At 67.4% G+C, this 20200-nt stretch carries 17 protein-coding genes; 5 read left to right on the top strand and 12 right to left on the bottom strand.

Going from position 1 to position 20200, the window contains the following annotated elements; translation table 11 throughout:
• Positions 1-13 precede the first annotated feature (13 nt).
• The 9 genes from tpiA to uvrA form a co-directional block, all read right to left on the bottom strand.
• Positions 14-829: a triose-phosphate isomerase gene (gene tpiA / locus ACHAA3_RS13390; protein WP_435709529.1), complete on the bottom strand. Its 816-nt coding sequence runs from the start codon at positions 827-829 to the stop codon at positions 14-16.
• Positions 829-2025, bottom strand: a complete 1197-nt coding sequence (locus ACHAA3_RS13385; protein ID WP_435709528.1) for a phosphoglycerate kinase — start codon at positions 2023-2025, stop codon at positions 829-831. The genes tpiA and ACHAA3_RS13385 overlap by 1 nt, the downstream gene beginning before the upstream one ends.
• A 2-nt stretch (positions 2026-2027) precedes the next feature.
• Positions 2028-3032, bottom strand: a complete 1005-nt coding sequence (gap, locus tag ACHAA3_RS13380; protein ID WP_435709527.1) for a type I glyceraldehyde-3-phosphate dehydrogenase — start codon at positions 3030-3032, stop codon at positions 2028-2030.
• Positions 3033-3142: 110 nt separating this feature from the next.
• Positions 3143-4126 (bottom strand): DNA-binding protein WhiA, encoded by a 984-nt coding sequence (gene whiA, locus ACHAA3_RS13375; protein WP_435709526.1) that lies wholly within the window; start codon positions 4124-4126, stop codon positions 3143-3145.
• 50 nt (positions 4127-4176) lie between these two features.
• Entirely contained in the window at positions 4177-5154 is a 978-nt protein-coding gene (locus ACHAA3_RS13370) for a gluconeogenesis factor YvcK family protein (protein WP_435709525.1), read from the bottom strand.
• A gap of 31 nt (positions 5155-5185) precedes the next feature.
• On the bottom strand, positions 5186-6049 hold the full coding sequence (gene rapZ, locus ACHAA3_RS13365; protein WP_435709524.1) for an RNase adapter RapZ: 864 nt from the start codon (positions 6047-6049) through the stop codon (positions 5186-5188).
• On the bottom strand, positions 6046-8028 hold the full coding sequence (gene uvrC, locus ACHAA3_RS13360; RefSeq protein WP_435709523.1) for an excinuclease ABC subunit UvrC: 1983 nt from the start codon (positions 8026-8028) through the stop codon (positions 6046-6048). The genes rapZ and uvrC overlap by 4 nt, the downstream gene beginning before the upstream one ends.
• A 12-nt stretch (positions 8029-8040) precedes the next feature.
• On the bottom strand, positions 8041-8985 hold the full coding sequence (locus ACHAA3_RS13355) for a DUF808 domain-containing protein (RefSeq protein WP_435709522.1): 945 nt from the start codon (positions 8983-8985) through the stop codon (positions 8041-8043).
• Entirely contained in the window at positions 8985-11861 is a 2877-nt protein-coding gene (gene uvrA / locus ACHAA3_RS13350; protein WP_435709521.1) for an excinuclease ABC subunit UvrA, read from the bottom strand. Before uvrA ends, ACHAA3_RS13355 begins: the two co-directional genes overlap by 1 nt.
• 252 nt (positions 11862-12113) lie before the next feature.
• Here uvrA and ACHAA3_RS13345 point away from each other — a divergent pair, with 252 nt between their 5' ends.
• Genes ACHAA3_RS13345 through ACHAA3_RS13335 form a run of 3 tightly spaced genes read left to right on the top strand, consistent with a single transcriptional unit; the run spans position 12114 to position 13990 of the window.
• Complete coding sequence (locus ACHAA3_RS13345) at positions 12114-12767, top strand: MBL fold metallo-hydrolase (RefSeq protein WP_435709520.1); 654 nt, start codon at positions 12114-12116, stop codon at positions 12765-12767.
• A 26-nt stretch (positions 12768-12793) separates the two neighbouring features.
• Positions 12794-13561 (top strand): putative protein N(5)-glutamine methyltransferase, encoded by a 768-nt coding sequence (locus ACHAA3_RS13340; protein WP_435709519.1) that lies wholly within the window; start codon positions 12794-12796, stop codon positions 13559-13561.
• 9 nt (positions 13562-13570) lie between these two features.
• Positions 13571-13990 (top strand): hypothetical protein, encoded by a 420-nt coding sequence (locus ACHAA3_RS13335; protein ID WP_435709518.1) that lies wholly within the window; start codon positions 13571-13573, stop codon positions 13988-13990.
• On the opposite strand, the gene ACHAA3_RS13330 is transcribed toward ACHAA3_RS13335, so the two are convergent.
• Together ACHAA3_RS13330 and ACHAA3_RS13325 are read right to left on the bottom strand one after the other, a co-directional pair.
• Positions 13987-15024, bottom strand: coding sequence for a hypothetical protein (locus ACHAA3_RS13330; RefSeq protein WP_435709517.1), 1038 nt, complete (start codon positions 15022-15024; stop codon positions 13987-13989). The two genes, ACHAA3_RS13335 and ACHAA3_RS13330, sit on opposite strands and share 4 nt — an antisense overlap.
• Positions 15021-16307, bottom strand: a complete 1287-nt coding sequence (locus tag ACHAA3_RS13325) for a cytochrome P450 (RefSeq protein WP_435709516.1) — start codon at positions 16305-16307, stop codon at positions 15021-15023. The genes ACHAA3_RS13330 and ACHAA3_RS13325 overlap by 4 nt, the downstream gene beginning before the upstream one ends.
• Positions 16308-16364: 57 nt before the next feature.
• Here ACHAA3_RS13325 and ACHAA3_RS13320 point away from each other — a divergent pair, with 57 nt between their 5' ends.
• On the top strand, positions 16365-17822 hold the full coding sequence (locus ACHAA3_RS13320) for an APC family permease (protein ID WP_435709515.1): 1458 nt from the start codon (positions 16365-16367) through the stop codon (positions 17820-17822).
• Positions 17823-17829: 7 nt separating this feature from the next.
• Here the strand turns inward: ACHAA3_RS13320 and ACHAA3_RS13315 are convergent, their stop codons facing one another.
• Positions 17830-18855: a TerC/Alx family metal homeostasis membrane protein gene (locus ACHAA3_RS13315; protein WP_435709514.1), complete on the bottom strand. Its 1026-nt coding sequence runs from the start codon at positions 18853-18855 to the stop codon at positions 17830-17832.
• Positions 18856-19177: 322 nt separating this feature from the next.
• Here ACHAA3_RS13315 and ACHAA3_RS13310 point away from each other — a divergent pair, with 322 nt between their 5' ends.
• A complete protein-coding gene (locus ACHAA3_RS13310; RefSeq protein WP_435709513.1) occupies positions 19178-20167 on the top strand; it encodes a TerC family protein in 990 nt (329 codons plus the stop codon).
• Positions 20168-20200 lie beyond the last annotated feature (33 nt).

The following is a 20200-nucleotide window of genomic DNA, read 5'->3' as shown; positions in this document are numbered from 1 at the left end:
AGGCCTTCGTTGGTCAGGCGCCGGACAGGTCCGGCATGTCATGGAATCGAGCAATGCCCGCGAACTCCTCCGCTTGGAGGCTCGCACCGCCCACCAGAGCCCCGTCGACATCCGACTTGACCATGATCGACGCCACGTTCGCGGCCTTGACCGACCCGCCATACAGGATACGCATGGCATCGGCGATCTCGGGCGACCAGGTCTCGGCGATGCGAGCACGAATCGCCGAGCACACCTCCTGGGCGTCGTCGGGGGTCGCGACCTCGCCGGTGCCGATCGCCCAGACCGGCTCGTAGGCGATGACCACCGAGGCGATCTGTTCATCGTCGAGACCGGCCAGAGATCCGTCGACCTGGGTGAGGGTGTGCGCGACGTGCTCACCGGCCTGGCGCACCTCGAGACCCTCTCCCACGCACACGATCGGAGCGATCTGGGCTGCGATCGCACGCCGCACCTTCGCATTGACCACGGCGTCGGTCTCCGCGTGGTGCTCGCGTCGTTCGGAGTGCCCGACCACGACGTAGCCACAACCGAGCTTGGCCAGCATCGCTGCACTGATCTCACCGGTGTACGCACCACCGTCGTGCTCGGAGACGTCCTGCGCGCCGTAGCCGATGCGCAGTCGATCTCCGTCGATCAGCGTCTGCACGCTGCGCAGGTCGGTGAACGGCGCGATCACGACGACCTCGGCCCTCGCGAAGTCGTGCTTCTTGTCCTCCAGCGTCCACGCCAGCTTCTGGACGAGGACGACCGCCTCCTGGTGGTTGAGGTGGGACTTCCAGTTGCCGGCCATCAACGGGGTGCGGCCGGACGTCTTGGCTGCTGCCATCAGTCGTCAGTTCCTTCCAAGATCGCGAGGCCGGGCAGAGTCTTGCCCTCGAGGTACTCGAGGCTGGCGCCTCCACCGGTGGAGATGTGGCCGAACTGGGCGTCGTCGAAGCCCAGCTGACGTACTGCCGCAGCCGAATCGCCGCCACCGACCACCGACAGGCCGTTCATCTGCGTGAGTGCAAGGGCGACAGCCCGTGTCCCGGCGTCGAACGAAGCCATCTCGAACACGCCCATGGGACCGTTCCAGAACACCGTGCGTGATGCGCCGATGACCTCGGCGAAGCGCGCCGCTGACTCTGGGCCGATGTCGAGCCCCATCTGATCGGCCGGCATGGCATCGGCCGGCACGACCGAGGCATCTTCGTCGGCGAAGGCCGGAGCCACCACGACGTCGGTCGGCAGGACCAGGTCCACGCCCTGAGCAGCCGCGCGCTCGATGTAGCCCGATGCCACGTCGAGCTGATCGGCCTCGAGGAGGGATGTTCCGACCTCATGGCCCTGTGCCTTGAGGAACGTGAACACCATGCCGCCGCCGATCAGCAGCGAATCAGCCTTGTCGATCAGGTTCTCGATGACGCCGAGCTTGTCGGACACCTTCGAGCCTCCCAGCACGACCGCGTAGGGCCCCTCGGGGTTCTCGGTGAGGCGCTTCAGGACCTCGACCTCGGTCTGCACCAGGCCACCCACGGCAGCGGGCAGACGCGAGGCGATGTCGTACACGCTGGCCTGCTTGCGGTGCACGACGCCGAAGCCGTCGGAGACGAACACGTCAGCCAGGTCGGCCAGCTGATCGGCGAACGCGCCTCGTTCGGCGTCGTCCTTGGCGGTCTCGCCTGCGTTGAAGCGCACGTTCTCCAGCACGGCGACCTGACCGTCGGCGAGTGACTCGACCACGCGGCGGGCGTCATCGCCCACCGTGTCGGAGGCAAAGTGCACCTCGGCACCGAGGAGCTCGCCCAGTCGGGTGGCGACCGGCTTCAGCGAGTACGCCGGATCCGGGGCCCCTTTCGGCCGACCGAGGTGAGCGACGACGATGACGCGAGCGCCGGCCGAGGCCAGCCGCTCGATGGTGGGCACGCTCGCGCGCACCCGGCCGTCGTCGGTGATGTCCGTACCCGACAGGGGAACGTTCAGATCACTGCGGACCAGGACGCGCTGGCCCGACAGGTCGCCGAGATCAGAGACCGCCTTCACGCCTACAGGCTCGCGCCGACGTGAGTGATGAGGTCGACGAGTCGGTTGGAGTATCCCCACTCGTTGTCGTACCAGCCGACGACCTTGACCTGGTCGCCGATGACCTTGGTGAGACCGGAGTCGAAGACGCACGACGCAGGATCGGTGACGATGTCCGAGGAGACGATCGGGTCCTCGGTGTAGACCAGGAATCCCTTCATCGCGCCGTCGGCGGCGGCCTTGACGATCTCGTTGACCTCCTCGACGGTGGTCTCGCGTGAGGCGGTGAAGGTCAGGTCAGTGGCTGACCCCGTGGGCACGGGCACGCGCAGTGCGTAGCCGTCGAGCTTGCCCTTCAGCTCGGGCAGGACCAGGCTCACGGCCTTGGCCGCACCGGTCGAGGTCGGCACCACGTTGATCGCCGCGGCGCGCGCCCGGCGCAGGTCCGAGTGCGGGGCGTCCTGCAGGTTCTGGTCCTGCGTGTAGGCGTGGATCGTGGTCATGAGGCCACGCTCGATCCCCAGCGAGTCGTTGAGTGCCTTGGCCATCGGCGCGAGGCAGTTGGTGGTGCACGACGCGTTGGAGATGACGGTGTGTGCGGCCGGGTCGTACAGGTCGTGGTTCACGCCCATCACGATCGTGATGTCCTCGTTCTTCGCCGGCGCGGAGATGATGACCTTCTTGGCGCCGCCGTCGACGTGGGCCTTGGCCTTCGTGGCGTCGGTGAACAATCCGGTCGACTCCACGACCACGTCGACGTCCAGACCGGCCCAGTCGAGCTTCGCCGGGTCGCGCTCGGCGAATGCGACGATCTTCTGGTCGCCGACGTAGATCGCACTGTCGTCGTGCGTGACGTCAGCATCGAGACGGCCGAGGATCGAGTCGTACTTGAGCAGCATCGCCAACGTCTTGTTGTCGGTCAGGTCGTTGACGGCGACGACCTCGATGTCGGCTCCTGAGGCACGAACGGCCCGGAAGAAGTTGCGGCCAATGCGGCCGAAGCCGTTGATTCCTACGCGAACGGTCACGGGGAATGATCTCCTGCGGTGGTCGGGTCGATGACAGTTCAACCCTACTCACCCCCGTGCCCTACGGGCGAGTCACCTGTCCGGAGGGCGGAAGGGGACCCGCAGGTGACCTACCCGTCGCTGAGAGCGTCGTCGCCGACGGAGGAGTCCGTGTCGGGGATTCCGAGGTCCTCAGCGCGCTTGTCGGCCATGGCCAGCAGGCGGCGAATACGCCCGGCGATGGCGTCCTTGGTCAGAGCCGGCTCGTGCAGTCGCCCCAGCTCCTCCAGACTCGCCTGACGGTGCTCGACACGCAGGGTGCCGGCCATCTTGAGGTGATCCGGCACGTCCTCCGCCAGGATCTCGAGGGCCCGCTGTGCGCGTGCGCCCGCTGCAACTGCGGCACGGGCCGAGCGACGCAGGTTGGCGTCGTCGAAGTTGGCCAGGCGGTTGGCCGTGGCGCGCACCTCACGACGCATGCGGCGTTCCTCCCACGCCAGGAGGGACTCGTGGGCACCCAGACGGGTCAACAGAGCACCGATGGCCTCACCGTCGCGGATCACGACCCGGTCGACGCCGCGGACCTCCTTGCCCTTGGCGGAGATGCCGAGTCGGCGGGCCGCGCCGACCATCGCGAGCGCTGCCTCGGGGCCGGGGCAGCTGACCTCCAGGGCCGAGGAGCGGCCCGGTTCGGTGAGGGACCCGTGCGCGAGGAACGTGCCACGCCAGGCGGCGACGGCGTCGCAGGTCGAACCGGAGACGACCTGGGGCGGGAGTCCGCGCACCGGGCGTCCCGCACCATCGACCAGACCGGTCTGCCGCGCGAGCAGCTCCCCGTCCTTGGACACACGCACGATGTAATGGGTCTCCTTGCGGACCCCCACGTTCTGCGCGACCACGATCTCGCTCTCGTGCCCGTAGATGTCCGAGATGTCCTTGCGCAGGCGCCGAGCCGCAGCAGACGTGTCGAGCTCGGCCTCGATGACGATGCGCCCCGAGACGATGTGCAGTCCGCCCGCGAAGCGCAGGATCGACGCCACCTCGGCCTTGCGACAACATGCCTTGGTGACTGAAATGTTCGCGAGTTCTGCCTTGACCTGGGCCGTCATGGCCATAGGGTCGCACCCCTGTTCGTCGCTTCGTGGCTCACTGGTAAGCCGCCACTCTATGCCTGCCGCATGACCGTGGCGAAGGCGGCAGCCAGTCGTGCCGGATCGTGCTGATCCGGGCTTTCCCCACCTGTCACCTGCGCCACATGCAGCCGAGCACCGAGGCGTTGGGCGGCCGCTTCGAGCGTGCCGTGGGCATCGACCAGCGAGGGGTCGGCGATGATGGCGTCGAGGCGCAGGTCGGGGGCGTGCGCGGCCAGGACCTCCAGGTGATCGGTGGGACTCAGGCCGCGCGTCTCCTCGTCGTCGTCGGTCAGGTTGAGCACGAGCGCACGGCTCGCTGTGGTCTCGATCAGGGCATCGCGCAGCTGGGGAACCAACAGGGTCGGCATGACGCTGGTGAACCAGGACCCCGGCCCGATGACGACCCATTCGGCCTCCTGGACGGCTGCGACGGCCTCGGGGCACGCTGGCGGGTCGGCCGGCACGAGTCGGACCGTGACCACCTGGCCGTCGACGGACGCCACCTGCACCTGTCCGCGCACGACCGTCAGCTGCTGCGGGTCATCGCGCCGCTGCACGTCGGCCTCGATGTCGAGCGGCACCGCCGCCATGGGAAGCACGCGCCCGCGCGCCCCAAGCAGCTCCCCCACGAGATCGAGCCCCTGCACGTGATCACCCAGCAGGTCCCAGATCGCCGTGATCAACAAATTGCCGACGGCATGGCCCCCCATCGGCCCGTGCGAGGCAAACCGGTGCTGCAGGATGTCGGCCCAGGTACGGCCCCACTCGTCGTCGCCACACAGGGCCGCGAGCGCCATGCGCAGATCGCCGGGCGGCAGCTCGTCGAACTCCTCGCGCAGCCGACCGGACGATCCACCGTTGTCGGCCACCGTGACCACGCCGGTCAGCCGGGTGGTGATGCGCCGCAGCGCAGCGAGGCTCGCGGCCAGCCCGTGCCCACCGCCGAGCGCGACCACCCGCTGATCGTCAGGATCCTCGGCCTCCAGAAGCTCCGGCGATCGGGTGATCACGGCCGACCCGCACGACGTGTGGGGTGCCGTGTCATTCGCGGCCCAGGTCGCGATGCACGACCAAGGTGTTGACGCCGCGACCGCGGAGACGATCGGCGAAGGCCTCGGCCATCGCGACACTGCGGTGTCGGCCACCGGTGCAGCCGAAGGCGATGGTCAAGAAGTGCTTGTCCTCGTGCAGAAAGCCATCGGTCAACAGGGACACGAGACCCTCGTACCGCTCGAGAAACTCCTCGGCGCGCGGTTGGCCACGCACGTAGTCGCGAACCGGTACGTCGAGTCCGCTGAGGTCGCGCAGCTCATCGACCCAGAACGGGTTGGGCAGGAACCGCAGGTCGGCGACCATGTCGGCGTCGATCGGGATGCCGTACTTGAAGCCGAACGTCACGACCGAGGCGCGCAGGCCCTGGGTCGCCTCGTCCTCGAAGGCTGCCCGCACGCGTTGGGTCAGCTGGTGCACGTTGAGCGTCGTGGTGTCGATGACGATGTCTGCTCGACCACGCAGGACGCGCAGCAGCTCGCGCTCACGGTTGAAACCGTCCATGAGCCGGCCCTCGAGGCTGAGCGGGTGCGGGCGCCGGGCCGCTTCCTGTCGTCTCACCAGGACGTCATCGGATGCCTCGAGGAACAAGGTCCTCGAGGCGAACCCCTGAGCCCGCAGTCGCTCCAGCTCGTCATTGAGCCCGCCGAAGAACCCGCGTGAGCGCGCATCGACGACCACGGCGAGCCGGTCGATGTCCTCGGTTCCGGCAATCGTGCGCACGGCCTCGCCCAGCACCTCGGGCGGGATGTTGTCGATGACGTAGTAGCCGAGCTTCTCCAGCACCTTCGCCGCCGTGCCGCGTCCGGCGCCCGTCATTCCGGTGACCAGCACGAACTGTCGAAGTAGGCTCACGTGTCCTCCTGGCTCGGGTCATCGTAGATCTCGCCCGTCGCGGTGTTGACGGCTGGCTCGGGCCTGGAAGTCTCCAGCGCCGCTGCGATCGATTCTGCCGTGGACCGGCCGATGCCGGACACCTCGGCCAGCTCCTCGACCGTCGCGGCGCGCATCTTCTTGACCGACCCGAACTGCTTCATCAGCGCTTTGCGCCGCGTGGGGCCGAGCCCCGGGATCGGGTCCAGCAAGCTGTCGACCATGGACTTGCTGCGGCGACCACGGTGGTGCGAGATGGCGAATCGGTGTGCCTCGTCGCGCAGCCGCTGCAGGAGGTAGAGACCCTCGCTGGTGCGCGGCAGGATGACCGGATCCTCGTCCTCGGGCAGCCACACCTCCTCGAGCCGCTTGGCCAGACCCACCAGGGCCACGTCGGTGATGCCGAGCGCGGTCATGGCCTGATGGGCCGCAGCCACCTGCGGCGGACCACCGTCGACCACGACCAGGGCCGGTGCATAGGCGAATCGTTTGGGACGACCGGTCTCAGGGTCGATCGGTCCGCTCTCGGGATCGCGCTCCCCGTCTTCGGACTGCGCCAACTCGGCTCGGGCCTTGATGAGCCGTTCGAAGCGACGAGTGATGACCTCGTGCATCGCGGCGACGTCGTTCTGACCCTCGTGACGGACCGTGAATCGGCGGTACTCGGCCTTGCGCGGGAGGCCGTCCTCGAACACGACCATGGAGGCGACGATCTCGGTGCCCTGCAGGTTGGAGATGTCGTAGCACTCGATGCGCAACGGTGCTGCGGGGAGATCGAGGGCCTCCTGGATCTCCTCCAAGGCCTTGCTGCGCGCAGTCAGGTCACCCGAGCGCTGCATCTTGTGCCGGGCCATGGACTGCTTGGCGTTCTGCTCCACCGTCGCCATGAGGGCGACCTTGTCGCCGCGCTGCGGCACCCGGATGCGGACCGGGCCTCCGCGTCGCTCGGTCAACAGGTCGGACACCGCCTCGTGGTCTGCCGGCAGCGCAGGGACGAGCACCTGGCGAGGAATGCCAGTCGGGGCCGCGCCTTCGTACAGGGTCATGAGCGCGCGCTGCACGAGCTCGGGGAAGCCCGCCTCGTCGGCCTTGTCGGCGACCCAGCCCCGCTGGCCGCGAATGCGGCCGCCGCGCACCGAGAAGATCTGCACCGCAACCTCGAGGGGGTCGTCGACGAACCCGAGCACGTCGGCGTCGGTGCCGTCGCCGAACACGACGGTCTGCTTCTCCAGCACCCGGTTGAGCGCGCCGAGGTCGTCGCGGTACTTGGCCGCCAGCTCGTACTCCTGGGATTCGGAGGCGGCCAACATGTCAGTCTCGATGCGACGGGTGAAGCCGCCCGTGCGCCCGCCCATGAAGGACAGGAAGTCGCCGACGATCTCGCGGTGCTCATCGGGGCTGACCCGGCCGACACACGGTGCCGCGCACTTGCCGATGTCGCCGAGCAGGCAGGGTCGACCGATGGCCTTGGCCCGCCGGAACACGCCTGCGGAGCACGAGCGCATGGGAAAGACCCGCAGGAGCGTGTCGACCGTGTCACGGATGGCCCAGGCGTGCCCGTACGGACCGAAGTACCGCACACCCTTGCGCTGTGCCCCACGCATCACCGTGACGCGCGGGAAGTCCTCGCCGACCGTCACGGCCAACCAGGGATAGGACTTGTCGTCGCGGTACTTGACGTTGAATCGCGGGTCGTACTCCTTGATCCAGGAGTACTCCAGGGCGAGCGCCTCGACCTCCGTGGTCACCACGGTCCACTCGACCGAGGACGCCGAGGTCACCATCTGCTGGGTCCGCGGGTGCAGATTGGTGACGTCCTGGAAGTACGAGCTCAGGCGCGGTCGCAGCGACTTGGCCTTGCCGACGTAGATCACGCGCCGCTCGGCGTCGCGGAATCGGTACACGCCGGGCTCGACCGGGATCTCGCCCGGCTTCGGACGGTAGCTGGCGGGATCAGCCACGATCGGCGCCGATCAGTGCGCCGCGCTCGAGCGGCGCGACGGCAGCAGGTGGATGACCGCGACGACGATCGCACCCACGACCAGACCCACGATGGCCGAGCAGAACGTGTTGACCAACCAGCCGACCACGGCACCGATCGAGGACACCGCATCGGCAGCGCCCTCCTCGAGGTGGTGGACCAGGTCGTACGGAGCGGTCCAGCCGAGGTCGTCGACTCCGACCAGCAGAATGTGTCCGCCGACCCAGAGCATTGCCACGATGCCGACCGTCGAGATGGTCGCCAGCAGTCCGGGCATGGCCGCCACCATCGTTCGGCCCACCCGCTGGGCCAGCGACGACGAACGCTGCGCGAGCGAGAGTCCGACGTCGTCCATCTTGACGATCAACGACACGACGCCGTACACGAGCACCGTGATGCCCACCGCGACGACGGCCAGGATGACCGCGCGACTCCAGAAGGACTCGTTGGTGACCTCGTTGAGCGCGATGACCATGATCTCGCCGGACAGGATGAAGTCGGTGCGGATGGCGCCGGACACCATGGTCTTCTCCTGCTCGGGGCCGAGCTCGGTGACCGGCTTCTCCGGGCCGGTCTCGTGCGGATGTAACTTCTCCCAGATCTTCTCGGCACCCTCGAAGCACAGGTAGGTGCCGCCGAGCATCAACAAGGGTGTGAGCAACCACGGGAGGAACTGGCTGAGCAGCAGGGCCGCCGGCAGGATGAACAGCAGCTTGTTGCGCAACGAGCCGATGGCGATCTTCTTGATCATCGGGAGCTCGCGCTGCGCGGCGGCGCCCTGCACGTACTGCGGGGTGACGGCGGTGTCGTCGACCACGACGCCAGCGGCCTTGGCGCTGGCCCGGGCTGCCGCTGCGCCGACGTCGTCGACCGATGCGGCGGCCAGCTTGGCCAGCACTGCGACGTCGTCGAGGAGTGCGAAGAGTCCACCGGCCATCAGGAAGCCTTCCGTCCGTGCTGCAGCAAGGGCTTGAGGTAGTGCCCGGTGTAGCTGTCCGGGTGGTCGGCCACCGTCTCGGGCGTGCCCTCAGCCACCAGTAGACCACCTCCGCTGCCGCCTTCGGGCCCCATGTCGACGATCCAGTCCGCCGTCTTGATGACGTCGAGGTTGTGCTCGATCACGATCACCGAGTTGCCGGTGTCGACGATGCGCTGCAGCACACCCAGCAGCTTGCGGATGTCCTCGAAGTGCAGACCCGTGGTGGGTTCGTCGAGCACGTAGACGGTGCGGCCCGTGGATCGCTTCTGCAGCTCGGCGGAGAGTTTGACACGCTGCGACTCACCACCGGACAACGTGGTGGCCGGCTGCCCCAGACGGACGTAGCCGAGGCCGACCTCGCCCAGGGTGCGCAGGTGCCGGGCGATGACCGGAATGGCCTCGAAGAAGTCGACGGCCTCCTCGATCGGCATGTCGAGAACCTCGGCGATGGTCTTGCCCTTGTACCGCACCTCGAGGGTCTCGCGGTTGTACCGGGCGCCGTGGCAGACCTCGCACGGCACGTAGACGTCGGGCAGGAAGTTCATCTCGATCTTGATGGTGCCGTCGCCGGAGCAGGCCTCGCAGCGACCACCCTTGACGTTGAAGGAGAACCGTCCCTGCAGGTAGCCGCGCATCTTGGCCTCGGGCGTCTGGGCGAACAGCTTGCGCACGTGGTCGAACACGCCCGTGTACGTGGCCGGATTGGACCGCGGGGTACGTCCGATGGGCGACTGGTCGACGTGGATCACCTTGTCGACCGCGTCGATGCCATCGATGGTGCGATGCCGACCGGGGATGGTGCGCGAGTTGTAGATGCTGCGGGCCAGCTGGGTGTAGAGGATGTCGTTGACCAGGGTGGACTTGCCGGATCCGGAGACGCCGGTGACGGCCACGAGCTGTCCGAGCGGGAACGTGACGTCGATGTCGCGCAGGTTGTGCTCCTTGGCACCGCGGACCACGAGCTCGCGACCCTTCTCGCGCTGGCGGCGGACGGCGGGCACAGGGATCGACTCGCGGCCCGACAGGTACTTGCCGGTGAGCGAGTCCTTGCTGGTGAGCAGGTCCTCCACCGGTCCCGAGACGATGACCTGTCCCCCGTGCTCGCCGGCGCCGGGTCCGATGTCGACGGCCCAGTCGGCCGCACGAATGGTGTCCTCGTCGTGCTCGACGACGATCAGGGTGTTGCCGAGATCGCGCAGGCGCAGGAGGGTGTCGATCAGGCGATGGTTGTCGCGTTGGTGCAGACCGATCGACGGCTCGTCGAGGACGTACAGGACGCCCACCAGGCCCGCGCCGATCTGGGTGGCGAGTCGAATGCGCTGCGCCTCACCGCCGGACAGCGAGCCGGCCGCGCGGTCCAGGGCCAGGTAGTCCAGACCCACGTCGAGCAGGAACCGCAGGCGCTCGTTGATCTCCTTGAGGACGCGTTCACCGATCTGGCTCTCGCGATCGGTCATCTCCAGGGTCGCGAGGTAGTCGGCTGCGTCGGCGATCGACAACGCGCAGACCTCGGCGATGTTCTTCGGCCCGTAGGTCTCCGAGTTCATCTGCACGGCGAGGATGACCGGCTTGAGACGCGTTCCGTCGCACACCGGACAGGCCACCTGGCGCATGAACCCCTCGAGGCGCTCGCGACTGGTGTCGGACTCGGTGTCGGCGTGACGCCGTTCGAGGTAGGTGATCGCGCCCTCGAAGGCTGTGTAGTAGGACCGCTCGCGGCCGTAGCGGTTCTTGTACCGCACGTGCACCTTGGTGGCGTGACCGTGCAGGATCGCTTCTCGTGCGTGCTCGGGCAGATCGCCCCAGGGTGAGCTGGTGCTGAATCCGAGCTCATCGCCCAGAGCGGTCAGGATGCGATTGAAGTAGTCGGCGACGTGCGCCGAGGCCCACGGGGAGACAGCTCCCTCGTCGAGCGACTTGGCCTCGTCGGGGACCACCAGCTCGGGGTCGACCTCCATGCGGGTGCCGATGCCGTGACACTCGCTGCACGCGCCGAAGGGGGCGTTGAACGAGAACGACCGCGGCTCGAGCTCGTCGACCGCGAGCGGGTGGTCGTTGGGGCAGGCGAGCTTCTCGGAGAAGCGACGCGTGCGCTCGTCGTGGTCGTCATCGCGGTCGACGTAGTCGATGATCACCAGGCCGTCGGCCAGCCCGAGTGCGGTCTCGACCGACTCGGTGAGCCGCTGCTGGGCGCTGTCCTTGGTCTGCAGACGATCGACGACGACGTCGATGGTGTGCTTCTTCTGCTTGGCCAGCTTGGGCGGGTCGTCGGCGAGCAGATGCACCTCGCCGTCGACGACCGTGCGACTGAATCCTTGCGACTGCAGGTCGCGGAAGAGCTCGAGGTACTCACCCTTGCGACCGCGGATGATGGGCGCCAGCACCTGGAACCGCTCGCCCTCGGTGCCGGACATGATGCGATCGACGATCTGCTGGGGCGTCTGCCGGGCGATCGGCTCGCCGCACTCCGGGCAGTGCGCTCGCCCGGCACGCGCGTACAGCAGGCGCAGGTAGTCGTAGACCTCGGTGATGGTGCCGACCGTGGAACGCGGGTTGCGCGAGGTGGACTTTTGGTCGATCGAGACCGCCGGGGACAGACCCTCGATGAAGTCGACGTCGGGCTTGTCCATCTGGCCGAGGAACTGCCGGGCGTACGCCGACAGCGACTCGACGTAGCGACGCTGGCCCTCGGCAAAGATCGTGTCGAAGGCCAGGGACGACTTGCCCGAGCCCGACAGGCCCGTGAACACGATCATCGAGTCACGTGGAAGATCGAGTGAGACGTCCTTGAGGTTGTTCTCCCGAGCGCCACGCACGACGAGTTGATCGATCACAGAAGTCCTCAGAAACAGTTGAAGCGAAGGTGGTCAGTGGACCACTGCCATCGTATCGACGGACACCGACAGTTGCCGGAGTGCACGGCCCCGTCGCCATGCTATCGAATCTCTGTTCGACCACATGTCTGCTGCCGTCATGCGACCGGTTCACGTGTGGTGCGGCGCGGTGGATCTGCAGCCGTCTGGACGTCCAAGCAGGTGAGATGTCACCGCCCGACGGTGTCTCGGCCCGGGCCCTACGATGTCGCCATGACGTACACCGGAGAAGTCGAGGTCGGCGGCGCAGCTGACACCCAGGACGCAGGCGACCTGCAGATCACCAAGGTCGCGGTCGGCCCCATGTCGAACAACGCCTATCTGCTGCGCTGCAATCTGACCGGCGAGCAGGCCCTGATCGACGCCGCCAACGAGGCTGACACGCTGCTCGCCCTGATCGGCGAGGGCGGACTGGCTCGGGTGGCCACGACGCACCGCCACCAGGACCACTGGGACGCGCTGGCCGAGGTCGTCGACGCGACCGGCGCCGAGACCGTCGCCGGCGAGCGCGACGTCGAGGGCATCCCGGTGGCCACGTCGCACCCCGTCGCCACCGGCGCACGCATGCGAGTCGGCTCCTGCGAGCTCGAGATCATCGAGATCGTCGGCCACACCCCCGGCTCGATCGCCCTGGCGTACGACGACCCCGACGGCATCGTGCACCTGTTCACCGGCGACTCCCTGTTCCCTGGTGGCGTCGGCAAGACCTGGGAGCCGGGCGACTTCGACACCCTGGTCGACGAGGTCGAGTCCAAGCTGTTCGACCGATTCGGCGACGACACGCACTTCTACCCCGGCCACGGCAATGATTCGACCCTCGGTGCCGAGCGCGCTTCCATCCCCGCGTGGCGAGAGCGCGGCTGGTAGAGCCCGGGGTGGGATTGACTGGGTTCGTGACCCTGGTTGAGCGGCTCCGAACGGCGGGATGCGTGTTCGCCGAGGACGAAGCCTCCCTGCTGACGGCCGAGGCCAGCGACGCTGCGCATCTCGAGCAGATGGTCGACCGGCGTGTCCAGGGCGAGCCGCTCGAGCAGATCCTCGGGTGGGCCGAGTTCGCCGGACTGCGGCTGGCCGTCGCCCCTGGCGTGTTCGTGCCGCGCCGACGCACCCTGCTGCTTGCCCGTGAAGCCGTCTCCCTGATTCCTCCGGCCAGCAGGGCGCTCGATCTGTGCTGCGGCGTCGGCGCGGTCGCGGCGGTCATGACCCGGGATCGGCCCGACACGACGATCCACCTCAGCGACATCGATCCGTCCGCCGTCGACTGCGCGCGCCAGAACGTGCCCACGGCCACGACCCACACCGGCGACCTGTTCGACCCGCTCCCCCGCGATCTGCAATTCGACCTCATCGCCGTCAACGCCCCCTATGTTCCCACCGGACAGATCGCCGCCATGCCCCCTGAGGCCCGTGACCACGAGCGCCACGTCGCGCTCGACGGCGGGCCGGACGGCGTCGAGCTGCACCGACGAATCGCCGCCGTCGCCCTCGACTGGCTCGCCCCCGACGGACACCTGCTGATCGAGACGGCTCGCCACCTCGCACCGCTGACCGCCGCCGCACTGGCCGCCCACGGACTCAGCAGCCGCACCGTCCACGACGACGACCTCGAAGCCACCGTCGTGGTCGGATCTCCGAGTGCCGGTTCGGCCCAGGTCACCTAACCTCGACTCATGCGACGTGCAGCGACTCTTCTCGCCGGTGTGAGCCTCCCGGTCCTCGTCCTGCTCGGCGGTTGCAGTGGCGCGACCGACGAGTCCGGCCCCGACGCCGACCCGGCCGCCACCGACGCCTGCACCGAGGTGCGCGCTGGCATCGATGCGTTCAACACCGGGGACTTCGACGAGACGGTCGATCGATTCCGCACGGCACTGCCGCTGGCCGAGGACCAGGCCAGCTCCGATGACTCGCAGGAAGCCGCCGACCTGCTGGAGGCGGTGCAGTACTACGCCGACCTCGAGGCCGGCATGTACCCCGAAGCAGCCCGCACCTCCCCGGATTTCGAGAAGTACAAGCAGATCACCCTCGGCCAGTGCGGACCGATCGAGCAGCCGGACCCCGACGACGTCGAAGAACCCGGCGTCGAGACCTAGACTGATTCGTCGCCGGCGGGCTGGTCGCGGGCCGACTGGTCGCGCATCAGCGTCTGATAGACCGCGTGCACCGCGATGGCGCGCTCCAGCTCGGCCGACAGGCCCGAGAAGAACTGGCGCCGGTAGTTCTCGTCGGTCACCGCCGACACCGTGAAGTACAGGCCGGAGAACGCGGCCAGGAACACCGAGACCTGGAACAGGTCGTTGGTCACCGGCATCGTCCGACCGATGGCCGAGGGCAGGAGCGAGACCGGTTCACCGGTCCACGCCTCGATCGTCGAGCTCGGGATCGTCAGCGCGCCGAAGGCCATGAAGAAGGCGAACAGACCGAGGGCCAGCAAGAACACCTGGATCGCCTGGCTGAACAGCAGCACCAGCACGAGGTTCGCCCGGGCGAAGCGCGGCAACGCGGTGACCTGCCCACCCAGACGGCGCGATGCGGCGGCCGCGGGAGTCTTGGCACATGCATCGGCGATGCGATCGCCGACGGCCGCCCCCTCCACCGCCTGGACCTCCTCGGGCAGCCGGGCGAGCAGGAACAGCACCCCGAACCCGGCGAAGAACCCCACGGCCCACCACAGGACGCTGCGCGACATCAGCGCGGCGACCTGCCACACCTCGGCGTTGATGAACAAGAAGGTCACGGCCAGCAGCAGCAGGGGAAGGGCCCGGGTCAGCAGCGGCAGCAACAGACCCAGGGATCCGAAGGTGCGACCGATGGCCCAGCGCACCATCGTGCCCATGCGCAAGAAGCTGCCCGCGAAGGCCGCCAGCGCGACGGTGAACACGATCCCACCGGTCACCGAGCCGGTCGGCCCATCATCGACCTTCAGGCCCACGGACACCCCGACCGCGGCCGAGACGAGCAGGATCGCGACCAGCACCGTCACGATGCGCCAGCTCGTCACCCACTCCTCGACATCACGCGCGTGGTCGCCGGCGAAGTAGGGCAGTCCCTGCTCGTCGAACCAGTCCTCGATGCGCTCTGTCTCAGTCCGCTCGTGCTGGGTGCGCTCGGCTGGTTCGCGGGTCACAGCGTGACCGGCAGGGCGTCGAGCCCGTACACGAACGACAGCTGACGGAAGGCAAGCTCGGACTCGGGCGTCGCGATCACCAGATCGGGAAAGCGCCGCAGCAGGCGAGGCAGGGCCGACCGCAGCTCGACGCGGGCCAGCTCGGCGCCGAGGCACCGGTGGATCCCGTGCCCGAACGCGAGGTGACCCGACGCCGGCGCGCGGTACGGGTCGAACTCCTCCGGTCGATCCCCCGCTGCCTCCGCATCGCGATTGGCGCCGGACAACGAGACGATGACGGCATCGCCGGCGCGAATCGACTCACCACCCAGTTCCATGTCCTCGCGAGCGAACCGTGGGAATGCCACCTGGACCACCGCGAGATGGCGCAGCAGCTCGTCGACGACGCGATCAACCTCCGCGGGTGATCCTTCCCGCACCAGTGCGGCGTGCGCCGGATCGCGCAGCAGCACCAGGGTCCCCAGCGAGATCATGGCTGCGGTTGTCTCGAAACCACCGGTGAAGATGCCGTCGGCGAGGCCGGCCAGATCGCTGTCACTGATCATCTCGCCCTCATCACGCAGGATCTGGCCGATCAGTCCGGGTCCGGGATCCTTGCGCTGGCGCCGCACTGCCTCGAACAGGAACTCACGCTGGGCCGACACTGCGCCGAACGCTGCACCACCCAGCGTCGCGTCGAAGCGAGCGCTACCGAGGCGGGCGAACGCCTCTTGGTCGTCGTAGTCCAGACCGAGCAGCGCGCAGATGGTTTGGAAAGGTACGGGGAAGGCGACGTGCTTGGCCAGATCGACCGGTTCGCTGCACCGGGCGGCGGCCTCCAGCTCGTCGAGCTGTGTCTCGACGATGTCGTCGATCATCGGCTCGAGCCGGGCGAGCCGGCGCATCGTGAACTCCGGCGTCACGATCTTGCGCAACCTGGTGTGCAGGGGCGGATCGGTGAAGCCCAGCCCGCCCACGTCATCGGCCGTCGACGGACCGTCGCCGTTGAACAGGTGACGGATGTCATTGCTGAACGAGGTGCGGTCCGTCAGCACGGCGCGCCCCTGTGCGTGGCCGGTCACCAGCCACAGACGAAAGTCGAAGGGCATCGGCAACAGCCGAACCGGCGAGGTCGCCCGGTACTCAGCGATCTCCGGCACCGGATCGACGCCATTGCGGCGCAGCGGGATCTTGGTGGGCTCGGGGATGAATCTGATGCGGGACAGGTCCATCCCCCGCGATCGGACGCGACGTGCGATGACAGCACCCGTCACGCGTCTGACGGTCACGCGGAGGTCGAGCACGTCGCAGAATCTACACGGGGTATTGACCAGAACCTGCCATCACTACAAGGTGTGACGATGACCTCCGCGGCGGCGCCGACACATCCGACCGAACTCAAGCGCGTGATGGGGCCCAAGCTCCTGCTGCTGTTCATCGTCGGAGACATCCTCGGCGCGGGTGTCTACGCCGTCACCGGGCAGATCGGCGGCAAGGTCGGCGGGCTCGTCTGGTTGCCGTTTCTGCTGGCGTTCATCGTCGCGGCGATGACAGCACTGTCGTATCTCGAGCTCGTCACCAAGTACCCCCAGGCGGCTGGCGCAGCGCTCTACGCCCACAAGGCCTTCGGGATCCACTTCGTCACGTTCCTCGTGGCCTTCGCCGTCGTCTGCTCAGGCATCACCAGCGCGTCGACCAGCGCCAAGACCCTGGCCGACAACCTCAGCGGCGGCCTGGAGATCAACGGAGTGATCGACCAGCCGATGGGTCCGGGGACCATCACGGCCATCGCGATGGGGTTCATGATCCTGCTGGCCGTGATCAACCTGCGCGGCGTCGGCGAGAGCGTGAAGTTCAACGTGGTCCTCACCCTGGTCGAGGTGGCGGCGCTCGCCATCGTCATCGGAGTCGGCTTCTACGCCATGGCCCAGGGCAACTCCAACGTCGGCGAGCTGGTCACGTTCCGCGACTACGACGACAAGGGACTCTTCCTGGCCGTCACGGCGGCCACGTCGATCGCCTTCTTCGCCATGGTCGGCTTCGAGGACGCCGTGAACATGGTCGAGGAGGTGGAGAACCCCCAGAAGATCTTCCCGAAGGTCATGCTGTCCGGGCTGGGCATCGCCGTGCTGCTGTACATGCTGGTGGCGATCTCGGTGGTCAGCGTCCTGACCTCCGATGAGCTCAAGAACATCGCCGACGCGGAGGGCCGCGCCCTGCTGGACGTCGTGTCCAAGGGGGCACCAGACCTTCCGATCGACAGGATCTTCCCCTTCCTGGCCGTCTTCGCCGTCGCCAACACGGCCTTGATCAACATGCTGATGGCCAGCCGCCTGCTGTACGGCATGGCCAGGCAGAACGTGCTGCCGCGCTCGCTGGGTGCGGTCCTGCCCGGGCGTCAGTCGCCGTGGGCCGGCATCGTCTTCTCGACCGTCCTGGCGCTGGGCCTGATCTACTACGTCACCAACTCCACCAACGCCGACGGCGAGCCGACCAACGTGGTCTCGAACCTCTCGAACGTCACGGCGCTGCTGCTGCTGTGCGTGTTCGCGATCGTCAACGTGGCGTGCGTGGTGCTGCGACGCAAGGACCCGCGCGCCAAGACCTTCTTCACCTCTCCCGGTCAGCTGCCTGTCGTGGCAGCGGCGCTGTGCCTGTTCCTCGTCGGACCGTGGGTCGACCGCGAACCCACGGTCTACACGATCGCCGGCGGGCTCATGGTGATCGGTGTCGCGCTGTGGCTGGTCACCTACGTCATCAACCGGGCGACTGGCGTGGGTGACAGCGACTTCGAGGACATCGACTCGCTGGGAGGCTGATCCGGCGTCAGGGGGTCTCGTCCGGGGGCACGGTCCGAGCCGGCTGGGTGCCGTCGGGGTTGAGCCCGGCCTTCTCGCGCCGTCGCGAGACCGTCAGGCTGACAATGGCGGTGACGGACAGGATGCCGACGATCACTGCGATGCTCACGAGCGTGGAGATCTCGGGAACGGGAACCCGCTCGCCTCCGTTGATGAACGGCAGCTCGTTGTCGTGCAGGGCGTGCAGGATCAGCTTGACGCCGATGAACGACAACAGGAGCGCCAACCCCTGCGAGAGGTAGATGAGCTTCTTCAGCAGTCCGCCGAGCAGGAAGTACAGCTGCCGCAGTCCCATCAGGGCGAACACATTCGCGGCGAACACGAGGTACGGCTCGTCCGTCAATCCGTAGATGGCCGGGATCGAGTCGAGCGCGAACAGCAGATCAGTGGTGCCCAGCGAGATGACCACCAGCAGCATGGGGGTGATGGCACGCTTCCCGTTCTCCACGACGGTCAGCTTCAGGCCGTCCCACTCCTTGGAGATCGCGAACCGCTTGCGGGTGAGGCGGATCACCATGTTCTCGCCATCGTCGTCATCGTCGCTGTCGCACACCAGGCTGAAGCCGGTGTAGAGCAGGAACACGCCGAACAGGTAGAAGACCCAGGAGATCTGCTCGATCGCCACGGCGCCGAGGGCGATGAACACGGCCCGGAAGATCAGGGCGAGCACGATGCCCACCATGAGGGCCTCCTGCTGGTACTTCCGCGGCACGTTGAAGCTGGCCATGATGATGATGAAGATGAACAGGTTGTCGATCGACAAGCTGTACTCGGTGATCCAACCGGCGAAGAACTCGGTGCCGTACCGCGAGCCGTGAAAGGTCGTGATCCAGATGCCGAAGGCGATCGCGAGGCCGACGTAGACCGCCAGATAGCGCGCACACTCGGCCGTGGAGGGCTCGTGCGGACGCCGAGCCACGACGATGACATCGACCAGGATCACCAGAACGGTGATGCCCACCGTCAGGGTCCACTCGATGGCGGATACGTCCACGTCACTCCTTGACTCAGCACACGTGTCCGAGGACGCTCCCCCGCGTGCGTTCGGCCATGCAGACACCACTGTGGATGCCGGGCCCGGCACATGCCGCGAGCCAGTGTCGCAGGCCGCGACGCGATCGACGTGAGCGGTTCGGACCCCTGTGGTTCAATGGAACCACTTGGAGGGGAGTATCCCCACCCCGTGGCTTTCTCGTCATCACGACCGTCCCATGTCGGTCCGGGACTGCTGGTCGACCGATCCGGTCGGCGGGAGAGACCTCCGGTGCGTGTCGCAGAGCCCTGTCCTGCAGGGCTTCACGAATCGGAGCTCCCCCGTGAACCCATCCGTAGCCACCTGGCTGATCACCTGTGCCGTGATCGCCGGATTCTTCGTCTTCGACTTCTTCGCCCACGTCCGGACGCCGCACGCGCCGTCCCTGAAGGAGTCGGGCCTGTGGTCCGCGTTCTACATCGCCATCTCGATCGCGTTCGGGTTCCTGGTGTGGTCGGTGTGGGGAAGCACCTTCGGCGGTGAGTTCTTCGCCGGCTACGTGACCGAGAAGGCCCTGTCGGTCGACAACCTGTTCATCTTCGTGATCATCATGGCCAGCTTCAAGGTGCCCAAGGAGTACCAGCAGAAGGTGCTGCTGATCGGCATCGCGATGGCGCTGGTCATGCGCGGCGCGTTCATCGCCGTGGGCGCGGCGGCGATCAACGCCTACAGCTTCGTGTTCTACCTGTTCGGCGCGTTCCTGCTCTACACGGCCGTCAAGCTCGTCATCGACCACGCGAAGAGCAACGACGACGAGGACAAGTCCGACAGCGCGATGATCCGCTTCGTCAAGAAGGTGCTGCCCACGACCGACGAGTACGACGGCGACAGGCTCACCACCAAGATCAACGGCAAGCGGCTCATCACGCCCATGTTCCTGACCCTGGTCGCCATCGGACTGACCGACCTGCTGTTCGCGCTCGACTCGATCCCGGCCATCTATGGCCTCACCGAGGAGCCCTACCTGGTCTTCACGGCCAACGCCTTCGCCCTGCTGGGCCTGCGTCAGCTGTTCTTCCTGATCGGTGGCCTGCTGGAACGTCTGATCTACCTGGCCTACGGCCTCTCGATCATCCTCGGCTTCATCGGCGTGAAGCTGGTGCTGCACGCACTGCACGAGAACGAGCTGGCCTTCATCAACGGCGGCGAGCACGTGGGCGTCCCGGAGATCTCCACCGGCGTCTCGCTGATCGTGATCGTCGGCGTGCTGATCGTCACGACCGTGGCGAGCCTGCTCAAGACCAGGGTCAATTCGGTCGACACCAAGGCTTGACCCTGACGCGGCGTGAGGCGTCACGGTGGTTCG

This window comes from Aeromicrobium sp. CF3.5 (assembly GCF_051262695.1).
Taxonomy (GTDB): domain Bacteria; phylum Actinomycetota; class Actinomycetes; order Propionibacteriales; family Nocardioidaceae; genus Aeromicrobium.
Note: the sequence above shows the minus strand (reverse complement) of the source record. Positions and strands in the feature narration are given on the sequence as shown.